Consider the following 14,690-nt stretch of genomic DNA (forward strand, 5'->3'; position numbering starts at 1 on the left):
TCCTCGCCCCGGGCCTTCGCTCGGATCGCGGTGCCCTGTCGCCTCGTGTCCCCGAACGCTACCGCCTCCGGCCGTCACCCGTAGCACGCCCGATCCGGGCGTACCGCGTCAGAGCAGGCCATTCCGGTCGGCCGGGATGTCCAGGTGGAGAACGGCGGCCGTCCCGCGCGGGCTCTTCGTGGTACCGGTGCTCTTCTCCGACTTGGTCACCACGATGGCGATGATGATGATCGCCAGCACGATCACGCCGATGATGATGCCGACGATCACCAGCGCCGTGGAGCAGCCGCCGCTGTTCGACGCGGGGGCCGGCTGGAACGGCGGCATCGGCTGCGGCGGCGGGGTGTGCGCCTGCTGCGGGAAGGGCTGCGGGGTCTGGAAGGCCGGCGGCGGCGTCTGGAACTGCTGCGGGAAGGGCTGCGGCGTCTGCTGGATGTGCGGCGGCGGGGTCTGGAAGGCCGGCGGCGGCGTCTGGAACGGCTGCTGGAACGGCTGCGGGGTCTGCGGCGCCTGCGGTGCGGCGTGCACCGAGCGCGGGCCGTCGGTGATCAGCAGCGGGGTGCTGGCGGCGAGGGAGTTGCCGTTGGCGCCGCCCTTCTCCGCCGCGATCAGCCGCTCCGCCTCGTCGCGCATCGCCGCCGCGCTCGGGAACCGGTGCGCCGGGTCCTTGCGCAGCGCCTGCGCGACGAAGGCGTCCACCGCCGGGCCGACCGCCCGGTTGTACGCGGACGGCGCGGACGGCTCCTCCTGGACGTGCTTGTAGGCGATCGAGAACGCCGAGTCGCCGTCGAAGACCAGTCGGCCGGTGAGCATCTCGAAGAGCATCACGCCGACCGAGTAGAGGTCGGAGCGGGCGTCCACCGGCTTGCCGAGCGCCTGCTCGGGCGAGAGGTACTGCGGCGTGCCGACGACCATGCCGGTCTGGGTCATCGACGTGACGCCGCTGTCCAGCGCGCGGGCGATGCCGAAGTCCATCACCTTGACGGTGCCCTTGCGGTCGAACATGACGTTGCCGGGCTTGATGTCACGGTGCACCAGGCCCTGGTCGTGCGAGGCCTCCAGCGCGTTCAGCACGCCGACGGTGATCCGCAGCGCCTCCTCCACGGGCATCGCGCCGTACTGCGCGACCGCCTCGTTGATCGCGTCGCGCAGGCCCTTGCCGTCGACCAGCTGCATCACGATGAACGGGGTGCTGGAACCGTCCGGGGCGATGTCCTCGCCGCTGTCGTAGACGGTGACGATGTTGGTGTGCTCCAGCCGGGCCACCGACTGCGCCTCGCGGCGGAACCGCTCCTTGAAGGTGTCGTCCCGGCCCAGCTCGGCGTGCATGCTCTTCAGCGCGACCTGGCGGTCCAGCACGTTGTCGTAGGCGAGGTGCACCGAGGCCATGCCGCCCTCGCCGAGCACCCTCTGCAGCACGTACCTGCCGTTGCCCAGGGAGTGGCCCTCGACCGCCGCGTTGCCGTGCTCGCTCATGGTCCTCTGCTCCCCCTCGGCGCGGCCGTGGCGCCGCAACCGTGACGTTCGGTCTCGTCCGTGCGTACTGCGGGGCCGGCCCGTCGGCCTGCCCGCCCCTGTCGCGGCGGCTCACCCGGCCTGCGACAGGGGCCAAGGGTATCGGCTCGCGGCGACGGTGATCGGCGCAGGGCCGACACTGTGTCCGAGCCGCGATCCGGCACCGGTGGTCCGGCGTGCGCCGGTCCGTCCGGCAGCGGGTGGTGGCGGTACGTCCCACCGCCCGGTCCGCCCCCGGCCGGGCCCCGCACCGGCGGGAAGGGCCTACAGGTACGGGCCGGAACGGATGCCGCGGCCCTCGCCGGGCTCCTCGCCCTCCTGCTCGCCGCCGTGCAGACCGGGCGGCAGCGCCCGGCGCATCTGCTCCAGCTGCGCCCGCGCCGCCATCTGCTGGGCGAACAGCGCGGTCTGGATGCCGTGGAAGAGCCCCTCCAGCCAGCCCACCAGCTGGGCCTGCGCGATCCGCAGCTCGGCCTCGGTGGGGATGGAGTCCTCGGTGAACGGCAGCGACAACCGCTCCAGCTCGGCGACCAGTTCGGGCGCCAGGCCGAGTTCGAGCTCCTTGATGGAGCTGGCGTGGATGTCCTTCAGCCGCGCCCGGCTGGCCTCGTCGAGGGGGGCCGCCCGGACCTCCTCCAGCAACTGCTTGATCATGCTGCCGATCCGCATGACCTTGGCGGGCTGTTCCACCATCTCGGTCACCGGGAGTTCGCGCGGCCCGTCACCGTCGTCGTCCCCCGCCGAGCCCGCGAAACCGTGGCCCACCGGCAGCCCGTCCGGTCCGACGATCAGCACCTTCTGGCCGTCCTGCGACTGCCCGCCCATGGCCTGGTACAGCTCCTGCGGCGAGCGCTCGTTCATCGGATTCGTCATGAACAACATTCTCCCTCACTGGGGTTGCCCGGACGGAAGCCCCCGGCCGCCCCGTCTCCGGCCGTTCCGCCCGTCACCGGGCACGACCGTACGCCCCCGCGCGGCGTCCCGGCATCCGTACGGATACTCAGTTCGCGCGCGGGGGCGTCGGGCCCCGCCCGGGGTCAGCCCTTGCGCAGGCGCAGGCCGATCAGTCCCAGCCCGCAGCCGATCAGCCCGAGCCCGGCACCGAGCGGCAGCTGGACCGTGGAGGCGTCGCCCCACCGGGCGGGGATCACGGCGGGGCCGGTCGCGGCGGCCTGCTGGGCGGCCGGGCCGGCCGCCAGGGCCGCGCTGTCGGGTGCGGCGTCCCCGTCCGCAGCGGTGGCGTCGGGTCCGGCCGCCGCCTGGTTCTGACCGGCCTCGGCGGGCTGGGCGGGGGCCTGCTCCGACAACCGGTCGGGAGCCTGCGCGGGGGCCCGGTCCCAGGTCCGGTCCGGGGCGGCGTCGGCACGCTCGGGCGCCGATGCCGGCCGGTGCCGGTGCCCGGCCGCGTCCGCCCAGGGCCCGTCGGCCCCCGTCCCCGGACGGGGGCGGACGCCCTGGTGCCGCGGTGGTGCGTCGGCCGGTCCGGAGACGTCCGACGAGGGCTCCGCCGCCGGGGCCGCGGCGGGCACGGGCGGGCCGGACGGCGACGGCGACGCGCTCGCCTCGTCCGTCGGCACGGCGCTCGGCGCGGCCCCGGAGGACGGCCAGGCCGGGGGCGCGGGGTCGGTCACCGCCCCCGCGGACGGCGAGCCGGACCGCCCCGGGCCGGTGGCCGGCGCACTGACGGGCCCGGACGGCCCGGCCGACGTCGAGGGCCCCGCCGACGTCGAGGGCCCCGCCGACGTCGACGGCCCGGCCGACGTCGAAGGCTCTGCTGACGCCGGGGGCTCCGCGGACGCCGAGGGTTCCGCCGGATCGGCCACGACGGACGGACCGGCCGCCACGGACGGGTCGGCCACCACGGACGGGTCGGCCGGGACGCCGGTCCCGAAGGCCGCCCCCGCCCCGGACTGTTGTTCCGAGGGAGCCGCAGTCGCCGCGACCGCCACCGGAGCGATGCCCAGCGGAACGGCGACTCCGAGCGCCGCCACCGCCAGCAGCAGCCGCAGCCGGCGGCCGGCCCGGCGACGGCCGGCGTCCCTGCGGGTGGGTCGGCCGCGGCCCCGGGTACAGCGGCGGCACGGCGCGGCGGGCAGCAGCCCGGGGAACGTCTTCGAAGGTGCGGCCACGGTCGAGGTCCTTCCGACGGCCGACCGCGCACGGGGGCGGGGTCGGCGGCGGGACAGCTCCCGACCAGATTCACACAATCCGGCATTCCGGGCATTTCGAACGGCTGTGCACCAACCGCCCCGCCGCCCCCGCGCCCGCGGCGGCCGCCGTCAGGCCCGCAGCACCACCTTGCCGACCTGCTCGCCGGCGGCCAGCACCCGGTGCGCCTCGGCGGCATCGGTCAGCGGCAGCACCCGGTCGATCACCGGCCTGACCACCCCGGACTCGACCAGCGGCCAGACGTGCTCGCGCACCGCCGCCACGATCGCGGCCTTCTCCGCCAGCGGCCGCCCGCGCAGGTTGGTGGCGATCACCGCACCGCGCTTGCGCAGCAGCGTGTTGAGGTCGAGCTCGCCCTGCACGCCGCCCTGCAGCCCGATGATCACCAGCCGGCCGTTGACCGCCAGTGCGTCCACGTTCCGCTGGAGGTACTTGGCGCCCATGATGTCCAGGATCACGTCCGCACCCGCGCCGCCGGTGGCCTCCCGGAGCACCTCGACGAAGTCCTGCTCGCGGTAGTTGATCGTGATGTCCGCGCCCAGCTCGGCGCACCGCGCCAGCTTCTCCGCGCTGCCCGCCGTCACCGCCACCCGGGCGCCGACCGCCTTGGCCAGCTGGATCGCCATCGTCCCGATGCCGCTGGCGCCGCCGTGCAGCAGCACCGTCTCGCCCGGTCGCAGGTGGGCGGTGAGGAAGACGTTGGACCAGACCGTCGAGACCACCTCGGGCAGCGCCGCGGCCTCCTCGACGGTGAGGCCCTTCGGCACCGGCAGCAGCTGCCCGGACGGCACCGCCACCAGCTGCGCGTAGCCGCCGCCGGCCAGCAGCGCGCAGACCTCGTCGCCGACCGCCCAGCCGGCCACCCCGGGCCCGAGCGCGACGATCCGGCCCGCGCACTCCAGTCCGGGGTAGGACGGGCTGCCGGGCGGGGGGTTGTAGAAGCCCTGCCGCTGGAGCAGGTCGGCGCGGTTGACCGCGGTGGCCGCCACCTCGACCAGGACCTCGCCCTCGCCGGGCACCGGGTCCGCCACCTCGGCCCAGACCAGTGCCTCGGGCCCGCCGGGTTCAGGAATCGTCATCGCGTACATGCCCCGAAGCTACTGCGTACCGGCCACCACGCGGAGGCGCCTCGCGCGGCCCGGGTCGGCGGCCGGCCACAACGGCCGCGACCGGCCGCAACCGGCTTCCGCCGCCGAACGGGGCCGTGGTTTCCGGGCCGTGACACCTGCTCCGCCCGGCCGCGCCGCCCCGGCACCGACACGCCCGGGCAGCCACCCCGGTCCCACGCCGCCCGGCGGCCACGCCATCCTGGACGGGTGACCAACGGTGAGCAGCCCTCCGAGCCGGACGAGACCGGCGTCCGGCACCGCCTGCCGGGGCGCCGCACCGGCCGTGCGGAGTCCGACGTGGAGGCGGGCGACCGGGTCATCATGCCCGCGCGCAAACCCCGGGCACCTCTGCGCCAGGTGTCCGGGCGGCTGCTGCTGGCACTCGGCGTGCTGGTGGCCACCACCGTGATCGTCTGGCTGGACCGCGCCGGCTACAACGACAACGCGGGCGGGGGCGTGGACCTCCTCGACGCGGCCTACTACGCCACCGTGACGCTCTCCACCACCGGGTACGGCGACATCACCCCGTTCAGCGACAGCGCCCGGCTCACCAACATCTTCGTGATCACACCGCTGCGCGTGCTCTTCCTGATCATCCTGGTCGGCACCACGCTCGAAGTGCTCACCGAACGCACCCGCCTGCAGTGGCGGATCGGACGCTGGAGGTCCGCAGTGAGGGAACACACCGTCGTGATCGGCTACGGCACCAAGGGCCGCAGCGCCGTCGACACCCTGCTCGGCCAGGGCGTCCGCCGGGACGAGATCGTGGTCGTCGACCCGCAGCGCAAGGTCATCGAGCAGGCCACCCTGGACGGACTGGTCGGTGTGGTCGGCGACGCGACCCGCACCGACACCCTGCTGCGCGCCGAACTCCCCCGCGCCTCCCGCGTCGTCGTCGCCCCCGAACGCGACGACACCGCCGTCCTGATCACCCTGACCGCCCGTCAGCTCAACAAGGCCGCCACCGTGGTCGCCGCCGTCCGGGAGGACGAGAACGCCCCGCTGCTCCGCCAGAGCGGCGCCGACGTCGTGGTCACCAGCTCCAGCTCGGCCGGCCGGCTGCTCGGCATGTCGATGCTCAGCCCGCACGCCGGCGCGGTGATGGAGGACCTGCTCACCTACGGCACCGGCCTCGACATCTACGAGCGCCCGGTCACCCGGGCCGAGGCCGGGCACAGCCCGCGCGAGTGCGCGGACCTCGTCGTCGCGGTGGTGCGCGGCCGGCGGGTGCTCAACTTCAACGACCCGGAGGCCGCCACCCTCCACCTCACCGACCGGGTCATCACCATCCGGCCGGCCGTCTCGCCCGCCGGCTGAGGCCCGGAACGGCCCGGAATCGGGACGGCTCGGAATCGGAACGGCTCGGAATCGGAACGGCCGGGCCGGCCCGGAAGCCGGCCGGTCAGGGGGTGTCCAGCAACTCCACCGCCTCGCCGGCCGCCACCCCGCCGGGCGGCACCACCGCGAGCGCCTCGGCCCGGGCCAGGCCGCGCAGCATCGCCGGCCCGTCGAAGGCCAGCGGGACGGCGCCGCGCAGGGTCCGGCGGACCGGCAGCAGCCGGGTGTCCGCCGGGTGGCCGGGCAGCTCGACGGCGGCGGGCGCGAGCACCGGCTCACCGGCCGACCGGCCGCCGCGGGCGTGCAGCAGCGGCAGGGCCAGCGTGACGGTGCCGGCCACCGCGGCCAGCGGATTGCCGGGCAGGCCCACCAGGTGGCGGCCGCCCGGGAGCTCGGCGAGCAGCATCGGATGACCGGGGCGGACGGCCACCCCGTCCACCAGCAGCCGGCCGCCGGCCTCGGCGAGCGCCCGGTGCAGGAAGTCGACCGGCCCGGCGGCCGTTCCCCCGGTGGTGACCACCACGTCCGCGGCGGAGTGCCGCACGGCGTCCCGGAGCAGCCCGAAGTCGTCCCGGACGGCGCGCACCGCGCCCACCTCGGCGCCGGCCGCGCGCAGCCACGGCGGCAGCAGCGGGCCGAGCGCGTCCCGGACGAGGCCGGGGCGCGGCAGCCCGGAGCCGAGCAGTTCGTCACCCAGGACGAGGAGTTCGACCACCGGACGGCGGCGGACGGCCAGCCGGTCGTGGCCGCTGGCCGCGGCCAGGCCCAGCGCGGCCGGGCCGACCCGCGTACCGGCCGCGAGCAGCACCTCGCCCCGGCGGCACTCCTGGCCGCGCGGGCGGACGTCCTGACCGGTGGTCAGCGAGCCCGGGGTCCGGTCGTGCAGCAGCACCCCGTCCTGCGCGCCGTGCTCGCGCCGGAGCACGGCCGTGGCGCCGGGCGGCAGCTGGGCACCGGTGGCGATCTCGACGGCCGCGCCGTCGGCCAGCGGCGCCCCGGCCGGCTCACCGGCCAGCAGCCGCCCGGCGACCCGCCAGGGGCCCGGCCCGGAGACGGCCCAGCCGTCCATCGCCGAGGTGTCGAAGGCGGGCAGGTCGGTGAGCGCGGTGAGCGGCTCGGCCAGGGTGCGGCCGAGCGCCCCGGCCAGGTCGAGCAGCTCGGGCGGCAGCGGGCGCGACCCGGCGCGGCGGGCGGTCTCCCGGGCCTGCCCCCAGGTGAGGGCCGGCGGTCCGGCGGGCTTCAGGCCGAGCACGGGGGCCTCCTCGGCCGTGCTCACGGCTGTTCCGGCCCGGCCGCCGCCACCCAGCGCGCGGCCAGCTCGGCCGTGCGCCGGGACGCCGCGGCGACCGCCTCCGGGCCGCCGCCCTGCTGCGCCGCCGCGTAGCCGACCAGGAAGGCGGTCAGCGGCGCGGCGGGCCGGGCCACCCCGTGTGCGACCACCCGGGCAAGGTCGAGCAGTCCGTGGACGTCGACGTCCAGGTCGATCCCCAGCTCTTCCGCGACCTCGGCGATCCAGTCATCCAGCGTGCGCTCCATGGGCCCCATGCTGCCTGATCACCGGTTTCGCGGGGGTGTTTGCCCGGTGAGCGGCGCGCGTCGTTTCCCTCACACGGGTACGGGGGCAGCGTGAGGCCCCTCGTACCGGGCCACCCGGGACGTGTCCGACCGGGACGTGCCCGACCGGGGCGCGCGCCCGGTGGGGCACGTCGGCCCCGGACTACCCCCGCTCCCGCTCACGGGCACGCTCCAGGTCCTCCCAGGTGTCGCAGTCGTAGGTGACGTCGTCGGTGTCGGCCAGCCGCAGCGTCCGCAGGCCGCCGGTCAGGCGGCGCAGCGGGAGGCCGGCCGGTTCGCCGAGGGCGGCCAGGGCCGTGCGCAGGGCGGCGGTGCGGTAGGCGGCGGCGAGCGGCTGGTCGCGGCCGGCGGCGTCGACCATGACGACGGCCTCGGTCTCCCGGTCCGCCCCGGCGAGCGCGGCGGCGAGCCGGCGGACGGTCCGCTCGTCCAGGAACGGCAGGTCGGCGGCGAACAGCAGCACCGCGTCGGCCGTGACCTCGGCCAGGCCGGCCGCGACGGCCGCCACCGGCCCGCCACCCGGTGGCCGCTCACGGGTCCAGCGCACGCCGGTGCGGGTGGTGGGCCGGGCCGGGCCGACCACCACGGTCGTCCGGGCTCCGGCGCAGGCGGTGAGCACCCGGTCGAGCAGGGTCGTCTCGCCGACGGTGAGGCCGGGCTTGTCCACTCCCCCGAGCCTGCGGGCGGCGCCACCGGCCGGCACGATCACGTCGAACGGCGTCATGCGGCCAGTATCCGCCCCGGGCCGGCCGGGCCCGGTTCAGTCCTCGGGTTCGTCCTCGACGATCTCGGCGTCGACGATCCCGTCGTCCTCCTCCGGCTGCCGGTGGCGGGCGGTGTTGGCGGCGGCGCTCAGCTCCAGGATGGCCGGCAGGGTCAGCTCCCCGTACCGCTCGTTCATCGCGGTGGCCAGCTCCTCCGGGTCGTCCGGGTGCTCGGCGAGCAGCCGGTCGAAGTCCTGCAGGTACTCGCCGGTGAAGGCGAGCACCCGGCCGGCGTCGTCGCCCTGGCCGGGCGCCCGGTGGCCGGCGATCACCCGCTCGGCGCCGAGTTCGGCGATCCGGCCGAGGTTGCGGCCCCAGACGACGCGCTCCGCGGGGGTGGTGTCGGCGGTCCAGACGTGGGTGCCGTTGTAGACGAAGTCCCCGGCGATCACGGTGCGGATGCCGGGCACGTGCACCACGGTGGAGCCGCCGCAGTCGCCCTGGCCGAGCAGCAGCACCGGGATCACCTGGCGGTCGATCATCAGCGGCTGGGGCAGCAGCGGGGCGGGGACCAGCGGGTGGTCGGGGATGTCGTCCCCGTAGACCGGCTTCCACTGCGCGACCTTGGCGGCGGCGGTCCGCAGGATGCCGTCCACCACCGGCGGGGCGGCGAGCAGCTGCGCGTCCGGGAAGAGCCTGAGCACCTCCTCCGCGCCGAAGTAGTGGTCGGGGTGGTGGTGGGTGATGACGATGGCCAGCAGCCGGCGGCCCTTGCCGGCCACCCACTCGGCCAGTTGGCGGCCGGCGCTGCGGGTGAGCTGGGCGTCGACCAGGATCGCGGTGCGCTCACCGAGGATCAGGGTGGAGGTGGCGAAGAAGGCCGATTCGGGGCCGGTGAAGACGGCGGTCTCCAGCGGCCCGGCCGCCGGCGCCTCCGCGGCCCCGTTCCTCCCCGGGCCGGTGCCGGTGGTGTCCGCGGCGCCCGCACGCTCCGCTCCGGCGCTGTCCTCGGGCGGGGACGACGTCACTGGCTGCTCCCTCTGGTTCGGCGGTCGGACTTCCTGCGCCCTACAGCATGGGAGTACGACCCGCCGAATGCCCGGAAGGCGCGCCCGGCGGGGGCGCCTTCCACGGTGACGCCCGCCGCCGCGCGAGCGGCCGCGGGCGTCACCGGACGGGCCGGTCTCAGGCGGCGAGCGCCTTGGCCTTGCGCTCCGCGTCCTCCAGCGCCCGGGCCTTGGAGTCGGCGGCCTGCTGGACGAAGCCGGCCATCGCCGGGACGACCGGTGCGAGGGTGAACTCGGGGACGATGAAGTCGACCTCCAGCGAGAGCATCCCGGTCAGCACCTTCTCCAGGTAGGTGGTGACGAACTCGTACGGCTCGCGCGGGGCGCCGGGTGCGTAGGAGCCGCCGCGCGCCGCGACCACCGTGACCGGCTTGCCCGCCGCCGAGGGGCTCTCCCCCGCCGTGCGGCCGACCAGGATCACCTGGTCCAGCCAGGCCTTGAGGCTGGACGGGATCGTGAAGTTGTACATCGGGGTGCCGATGACGACGGCGTCGGCCTGTTCCAGCTCGCTCATCAGTTCCTCGCGCAGGGCGAAGGCGGCGGCCTGCGCGGGGCTGCGCCCGTCGGCCGGGACGGCGCTCGCGGAGATGCCGTCGGCGTCCAGGTGCGGCACCGGCCGGGCGGCCAGGTCGCGGTGGATCACCGTGCCGTCGGGGTGCTGGGCCTGCCAGGCGGCCCGGAAGGCGGCCGAGACCTCGCGGGAGACCGAGCCGTCGGTGAAGGCGGACGAGTCGATGTGCAGCAGGGTGGGCATGGCGGACCTCCATCGGATTAGTAGCTGCTTTTTCCCCCGCAGCTGCAAGTACCGTAGCAGCTTACTTTTCTACAGTCACTAGGGACGGACCGGTACGCTGTACGCATGGCCCAGCACGAGGTAGCGACCGACGAGGCCCACGCGCTCCCCGCGGAGTGCGCGGCGGGACCGGTCTGCACCGGTGCCGAAGTGGCGCTGACCCGGGTCTTCACGCTGCTCGGCAAGCGCTGGACCGGCCTGATCGTGGCCGTGCTCACCAACAACGGGCCCGGCTACTTCTCCGAACTGCGCCGCGCCATCCCCGGCATCAGCGAGCGCATGCTCTCCGACCGCCTCACCGAGCTGGCCGAGGCCGGGCTCGTCCTGCGCCAGGTCGACGAGGGACCGCCGCTGCGCGTCAGCTACCGGCTCACCGAGGCCGGCGCCGCGCTGCGCCCCGCCCTCACCGAGCTCGCCCTCTGGGCCGACCGCCACCTGCCGGCGAGCGCGCTCAGGCCGCCCGGCGGCTGCTGAACCGCGGCCCGGACGGCACCGCCCCGGAACGACGAAGAGCGCTCGGGCCCGCCTGTTTCCCACAGGCGGGCCCGAGCGCTCTTCGACTTCTCCACCGTCCCGGCTCTGCCGCCGGGTCGGCTCTGTTCTTGTTCTTGTTCTTGCTCTTGTTCTCGTTCTCGTGCGACCGTCAGCCCTTGCGGCCGGCACCGCGGCCGGTCAGCTTGGCGATCCGGTCGGTGACGCCCCAGGCGGTGACCCGCCAGAGCGCCTCGATCACGATGTGCCGGCTCATCTTGGACGCGCCCAGCTCGCGCTCGACGAAGGTGATCGGCACCTCGGCCACCTTGAAGCCGGCCTTGACCGTCCGCCAGGCCAGGTCGACCTGGAAGCAGTAGCCGGCCGAGGCGACCTCGTCCATACCCAGGCCGAGCAGGGTCTCCTTGCGGAACGCCCGGTAGCCGCCGGTGACGTCGCGGATCGGCACGTTCAGCATCAGCCGCGAGTACGTCGACCCGCCGCGCGAGAGCAGCAGCCGCGACTTCGGCCAGTTCACCACCCGGCCGCCCGGCACCCAGCGCGAGCCCAGCACCAGGTCGGCACCGCGCAGCGCGCCCAGCAGCCGGTCGAGCTCCTCGGGCTGGTGCGAACCGTCCGCGTCCATCTCGACCAGGACGTCGTAGCCGTGCTCGATGCCCCAGGCGAACCCGGCCAGGTAGGCGGCGCCCAGGCCTTCCTTGCCCAGCCGGTGCATGACGTGCACGTTGAGGTCCTCGGCGGCCAGCTTGTCGGCCAGCTCACCGGTGCCGTCGGGGCTGTTGTCGTCGGCGACCAGGACGTGGGCCTCGGGCACCGCGGCACGGACCCGGCCGACGATCCGCTCGACGTTCTCCGCCTCGTTGAACGTCGGAATGATCACCAGCACCCTGCCGAGATCAGCAAAACTCTGCTGGTTCACGGTCACGTACAAACCTCTCGGCCGGTGTCGGGCTCTGGAACGCAGTCCCCTTCGGCATCCCGCCGAGTTGGTCACCACTGTGGGAAACCACTGCGTCCTGGCATCCTACTACCGCGCCCTCGGGCCGCCGGTACGGCTACGGCACTCCCCGCCCGCCCCGGCCGTTTCCCCGGTGGCGGCACCGGTCGGCTAGGGTCGATGCCCGGCCTTTGCCCGGACCGCCCGCACGCGGGTCCGCCTCCGGCGAACCGGCGATCCGGCACACCAGCCACTGCAGCAGAGGAGCAGGACCGCGCGCATGGACAGGCTCGTCAACACTGTCCGCCCGTACGCCTGGGGGTCGGTCACCGCACTCCCGGAGCTGCTCGGGCAGGAACCCACCGGTGAACCGCAGGCCGAGCTCTGGATGGGCGCCCACCCCGGCGCACCCTCACGGGCCGACCGCGGTGACGGCCCCCGTCCCCTGGACGAGCTGATCGCCGCCGACCCCGAGGGCGAGCTGGGCGCCGCCACCGTGGCCCGGTTCGGCCCCGTGCTCCCGTTCCTGTTCAAGGTCCTGACCGCCGGCCTCCCGCTCTCGATCCAGGCCCACCCGAGCCTCGACCAGGCCCGGGCCGGGTACGCCGCGGAGAACGCCCTGGGCATCCCCCTGGACGCCCCGCACCGCAGCTACCGCGACGCCAACCACAAGCCCGAACTCATCTGCGCACTCGGCGACTTCGACGGCCTCTGCGGCTTCCGCACCCCGGCCGGCGCGGCCGCCGTGATGGCCGGGCTCCAGGTGCCGGCGCTCGACCCGCTGATCGCCCTGCTGGGCGCCGAGGACGAGTCCGAGGCGCTGCGCAGCACCCTGGCCGCGATCCTCACCATGGACGGGGCCACCGCCGCCGCGACCGTCCGGGACACCGCCGAGGCGGTCGACAAGGCCGCCGCCGGGGACCCGGACGGCCCGTACGCGCTGTACACCCGGATCACCCGCGACTTCCCCGGCGACCGCGGCCTGATCGCCGCGCTGCTGCTCAACGCCGTCCGGCTCCGGGCCGGCCAGGCGCTCTACCTCGGCGCCGGCGTGCCGCACGCCTATCTGCACGGCTCCTGCGTCGAGCTGCAGGCCAACTCCGACAACGTGCTGCGGGCCGGCCTCACCCCCAAGCACATCGACGTGCCGGAGCTGCTCAAGGTCGTCGAGTTCTCCTCCGGCGCCCCGGACCTGCTGCTCCCGACCGCCGTCGACGCCACCCCCGGCGAGGAGCTCTACCCCGTCCCGATCGACGAGTTCCGGCTCTCCCGCTTCACCCTGGACGGCCGCGAGCGCGAGATCGACGGCCGGGGCCCGCAGATCCTGCTCTGCACCGCCGGCACCGCCCGCCTCACCGCCGCCGACGGCACCACCCTGGACCTCGCGAGCGGTGAGTCCGCCTTCCTCCCCGCGACCGGCACCGGCACCAGGCTGACCGGCACCGGCGCGACGCTCTTCCGCGCCACCGTCACCCTCTGACGGCCGCGCCCCGGGGCAGGGCGGTACCCGGGAACGCCGGTGGGCGGCCGGCCGCGTCTCTCACGCGGCCGACCGCCCACCTTCGGTCCGGCTCCGGGATCAGCCGGGATCAGCCCGTGCCGGAACCGACCTCGGCCGGTATCCGGACGGGTTCGGCGGGCACCTGGGCCGCCCCCGGACGGGCGGAGCCCTCCGGCGCGGCCGGCGGCCCGCCGGGGAACCGCCGCTCGACCGCCTTCAGCAGCTTGCGGCCCAGCTTCTGGAAGGGCAGCTCCACCAGCCGGTACATCAGGTAGGCGGCGGTCAGCGCGATGGCCAGGTACTCCAGCACCCACAGCGTCTTCGCACCGGGCGTGGTCGGAGCCGGGTGCGCCAGCAGCGGGGCGATGGTGTGCAGCAGCGGGATGTGGAGCAGGTACAGCGAGAAGCTGACCGCGCCGAGCCAGGTGAGCACCTTCGGGAACCGCCGCTTGCGCAGCGCCATCCCGCCGAGGAAGGTCGCCCAGGCCCCGGCGTAGGACGCCGACCAGGCGATCCAGCCCGAGGTCCAGGTGTTCTGCTCGACGCCGTTGCGGTTGTACATCCAGCCGATCGCCACTCCCGCGACCACCACGAACCCGCAGCACAGCCACGCCTGCAGGCGGTCGATCTGGCCGTGCTCGGCCCGGTACAGCACCGTGCCGGCGAACATCGTGGCGAAGATCAGCAGGGTCTCGAAGACGGGGGCCCGGCTGTTGTTGAGCAGCAGCACGGCTCCGAGCCCGGCCACCAGGACAGCGCCGGTGCGGGTCAGCACCGGGTTGCCGCTGAGCATGCAGGCGTAGCCCATCACCACGATCAGGGCCGCCGCCAGGACGAGGTTGCGGGTCGTGTCCAGGTCGTGGGTGATCGTGGTGGTGGCGAGCGAACCGCCGAACACCAGCCCCACGGCGGCGAAGCCGACGGCGAAGCTGCTGCTGCGCTTGTGCCAGCCGAGGGTGAACAGGCCGGTGACGAGGAAGTAGAAGATCATCTCGTAGGTGAGCGTCCAGGTCACGCCCATGCCGTTGACCACGTTCAGCATGTCCTGGAGCATCGTCGCGTTGGCGACGAGCGAGATGAGGTTGTGGCCGGTGCGGAACAGCGCCACCGAGCCGTCGCCCTCGGGCAGCATCATGAGCGACACCGCGAAGGTGGCGATCAGCGCCGGGTAGATGCGGAACAGGCGCCCCACCCAGAAGGCCCGGACGTCACCCCGGCGTTCCAGCGAGGCCGGGATGATGTAGCCGCTGACCAGGAAGAACAGCATCACACCGTACAGACCCAGGTCGAAGTGCCCCCAGATCGCGCCGCCGAACGGCAGCATTTCGAGGATGCCGAAGTGGTGCAGTGCCACCATCAGGGCGGCCAGACCCCGCAGGGCGTCGAGCCATCCGAGCCGGGATCCGGCTCCTACGGCCGCCGCCCCTCGCGTAGTCCCTCCGGCTCTACCGGGAAGCCGCAGTCGTATTTGAGTCACGGCGAGGACAGTA

Annotated in this window: 12 protein-coding genes and 2 pseudogenes; 3 read left to right on the plus strand and 11 right to left on the minus strand. The window is 74.7% G+C overall.

Annotated elements, in window-relative coordinates:
• Positions 1–108: 108 nt before the first annotated feature.
• From J5Y04_RS30720 to J5Y04_RS30735, 4 genes are all read right to left on the minus strand, one after another.
• Positions 109–1,476, minus strand: a complete 1,368-nt coding sequence (locus J5Y04_RS30720) for a protein kinase (protein WP_209415662.1) — start codon at positions 1,474–1,476, stop codon at positions 109–111.
• 303 nt (positions 1,477–1,779) lie between these two features.
• Positions 1,780–2,388 (minus strand): bacterial proteasome activator family protein, encoded by a 609-nt coding sequence (locus tag J5Y04_RS30725; protein WP_374106147.1) that lies wholly within the window; start codon positions 2,386–2,388, stop codon positions 1,780–1,782.
• A gap of 164 nt (positions 2,389–2,552) precedes the next feature.
• Positions 2,553–3,644, minus strand: coding sequence for a hypothetical protein (locus tag J5Y04_RS30730; RefSeq protein WP_209415663.1), 1,092 nt, complete (start codon positions 3,642–3,644; stop codon positions 2,553–2,555).
• A 150-nt stretch (positions 3,645–3,794) separates the two neighbouring features.
• Complete coding sequence (locus J5Y04_RS30735; protein WP_209415664.1) at positions 3,795–4,772, minus strand: NAD(P)H-quinone oxidoreductase; 978 nt, start codon at positions 4,770–4,772, stop codon at positions 3,795–3,797.
• A 342-nt stretch (positions 4,773–5,114) separates the two neighbouring features.
• On the opposite strand from J5Y04_RS30735, the gene J5Y04_RS30740 reads away from it, so the two are divergent.
• Positions 5,115–6,110, plus strand: coding sequence for a TrkA family potassium uptake protein (locus tag J5Y04_RS30740; protein ID WP_209415696.1), 996 nt, complete (start codon positions 5,115–5,117; stop codon positions 6,108–6,110).
• Between the two features lie 85 nt (positions 6,111–6,195).
• Here the strand turns inward: J5Y04_RS30740 and J5Y04_RS30745 are convergent, their stop codons facing one another.
• The 5 genes and pseudogenes from J5Y04_RS30745 to J5Y04_RS30765 all read right to left on the minus strand — a co-directional run bounded on the left by J5Y04_RS30745 (position 6,196) and on the right by J5Y04_RS30765 (position 10,231).
• Complete coding sequence (locus tag J5Y04_RS30745; RefSeq protein ID WP_307853383.1) at positions 6,196–7,407, minus strand: molybdopterin molybdotransferase MoeA; 1,212 nt, start codon at positions 7,405–7,407, stop codon at positions 6,196–6,198.
• Positions 7,404–7,686 (minus strand): annotated as a pseudogene (locus J5Y04_RS30750) (DUF6457 domain-containing protein); the annotation flags it as partial. The gene J5Y04_RS30745 and the pseudogene J5Y04_RS30750, both read right to left, overlap by 4 nt.
• 174 nt (positions 7,687–7,860) lie before the next feature.
• Positions 7,861–8,430 (minus strand): annotated as a pseudogene (locus J5Y04_RS30755) (molybdenum cofactor guanylyltransferase); the annotation flags it as partial.
• A 36-nt stretch (positions 8,431–8,466) separates the two neighbouring features.
• Entirely contained in the window at positions 8,467–9,438 is a 972-nt protein-coding gene (locus tag J5Y04_RS30760) for an MBL fold metallo-hydrolase (RefSeq protein WP_209415666.1), read from the minus strand.
• Positions 9,439–9,595: 157 nt separating this feature from the next.
• The gene (locus tag J5Y04_RS30765) at positions 9,596–10,231 is read right to left on the minus strand and encodes an FMN-dependent NADH-azoreductase (protein ID WP_209415667.1); all 636 of its coding nucleotides are present in this window, start codon (positions 10,229–10,231) and stop codon (positions 9,596–9,598) included.
• Between the two features lie 105 nt (positions 10,232–10,336).
• On the opposite strand from J5Y04_RS30765, the gene J5Y04_RS30770 reads away from it, so the two are divergent.
• Positions 10,337–10,744: a helix-turn-helix domain-containing protein gene (locus tag J5Y04_RS30770; RefSeq protein ID WP_209415668.1), complete on the plus strand. Its 408-nt coding sequence runs from the start codon at positions 10,337–10,339 to the stop codon at positions 10,742–10,744.
• 169 nt (positions 10,745–10,913) lie between these two features.
• Here J5Y04_RS30770 and J5Y04_RS30775 read toward each other — a convergent pair whose 3' ends face one another.
• The gene (locus J5Y04_RS30775) at positions 10,914–11,687 is read right to left on the minus strand and encodes a polyprenol monophosphomannose synthase (protein WP_209415669.1); all 774 of its coding nucleotides are present in this window, start codon (positions 11,685–11,687) and stop codon (positions 10,914–10,916) included.
• A 292-nt stretch (positions 11,688–11,979) separates the two neighbouring features.
• Between J5Y04_RS30775 and manA the strand changes: the two genes are divergently transcribed.
• Positions 11,980–13,179, plus strand: coding sequence for a mannose-6-phosphate isomerase, class I (gene manA, locus J5Y04_RS30780; RefSeq protein WP_209415670.1), 1,200 nt, complete (start codon positions 11,980–11,982; stop codon positions 13,177–13,179).
• 109 nt (positions 13,180–13,288) lie between these two features.
• Here manA and J5Y04_RS30785 read toward each other — a convergent pair whose 3' ends face one another.
• Positions 13,289–14,677: an acyltransferase gene (locus tag J5Y04_RS30785; RefSeq protein WP_307853384.1), complete on the minus strand. Its 1,389-nt coding sequence runs from the start codon at positions 14,675–14,677 to the stop codon at positions 13,289–13,291.
• Positions 14,678–14,690: the final 13 nt, after the last annotated feature.

The organism is Kitasatospora sp. RG8, assembly GCF_017813315.1.
Lineage (GTDB): Bacteria > Actinomycetota > Actinomycetes > Streptomycetales > Streptomycetaceae > Kitasatospora.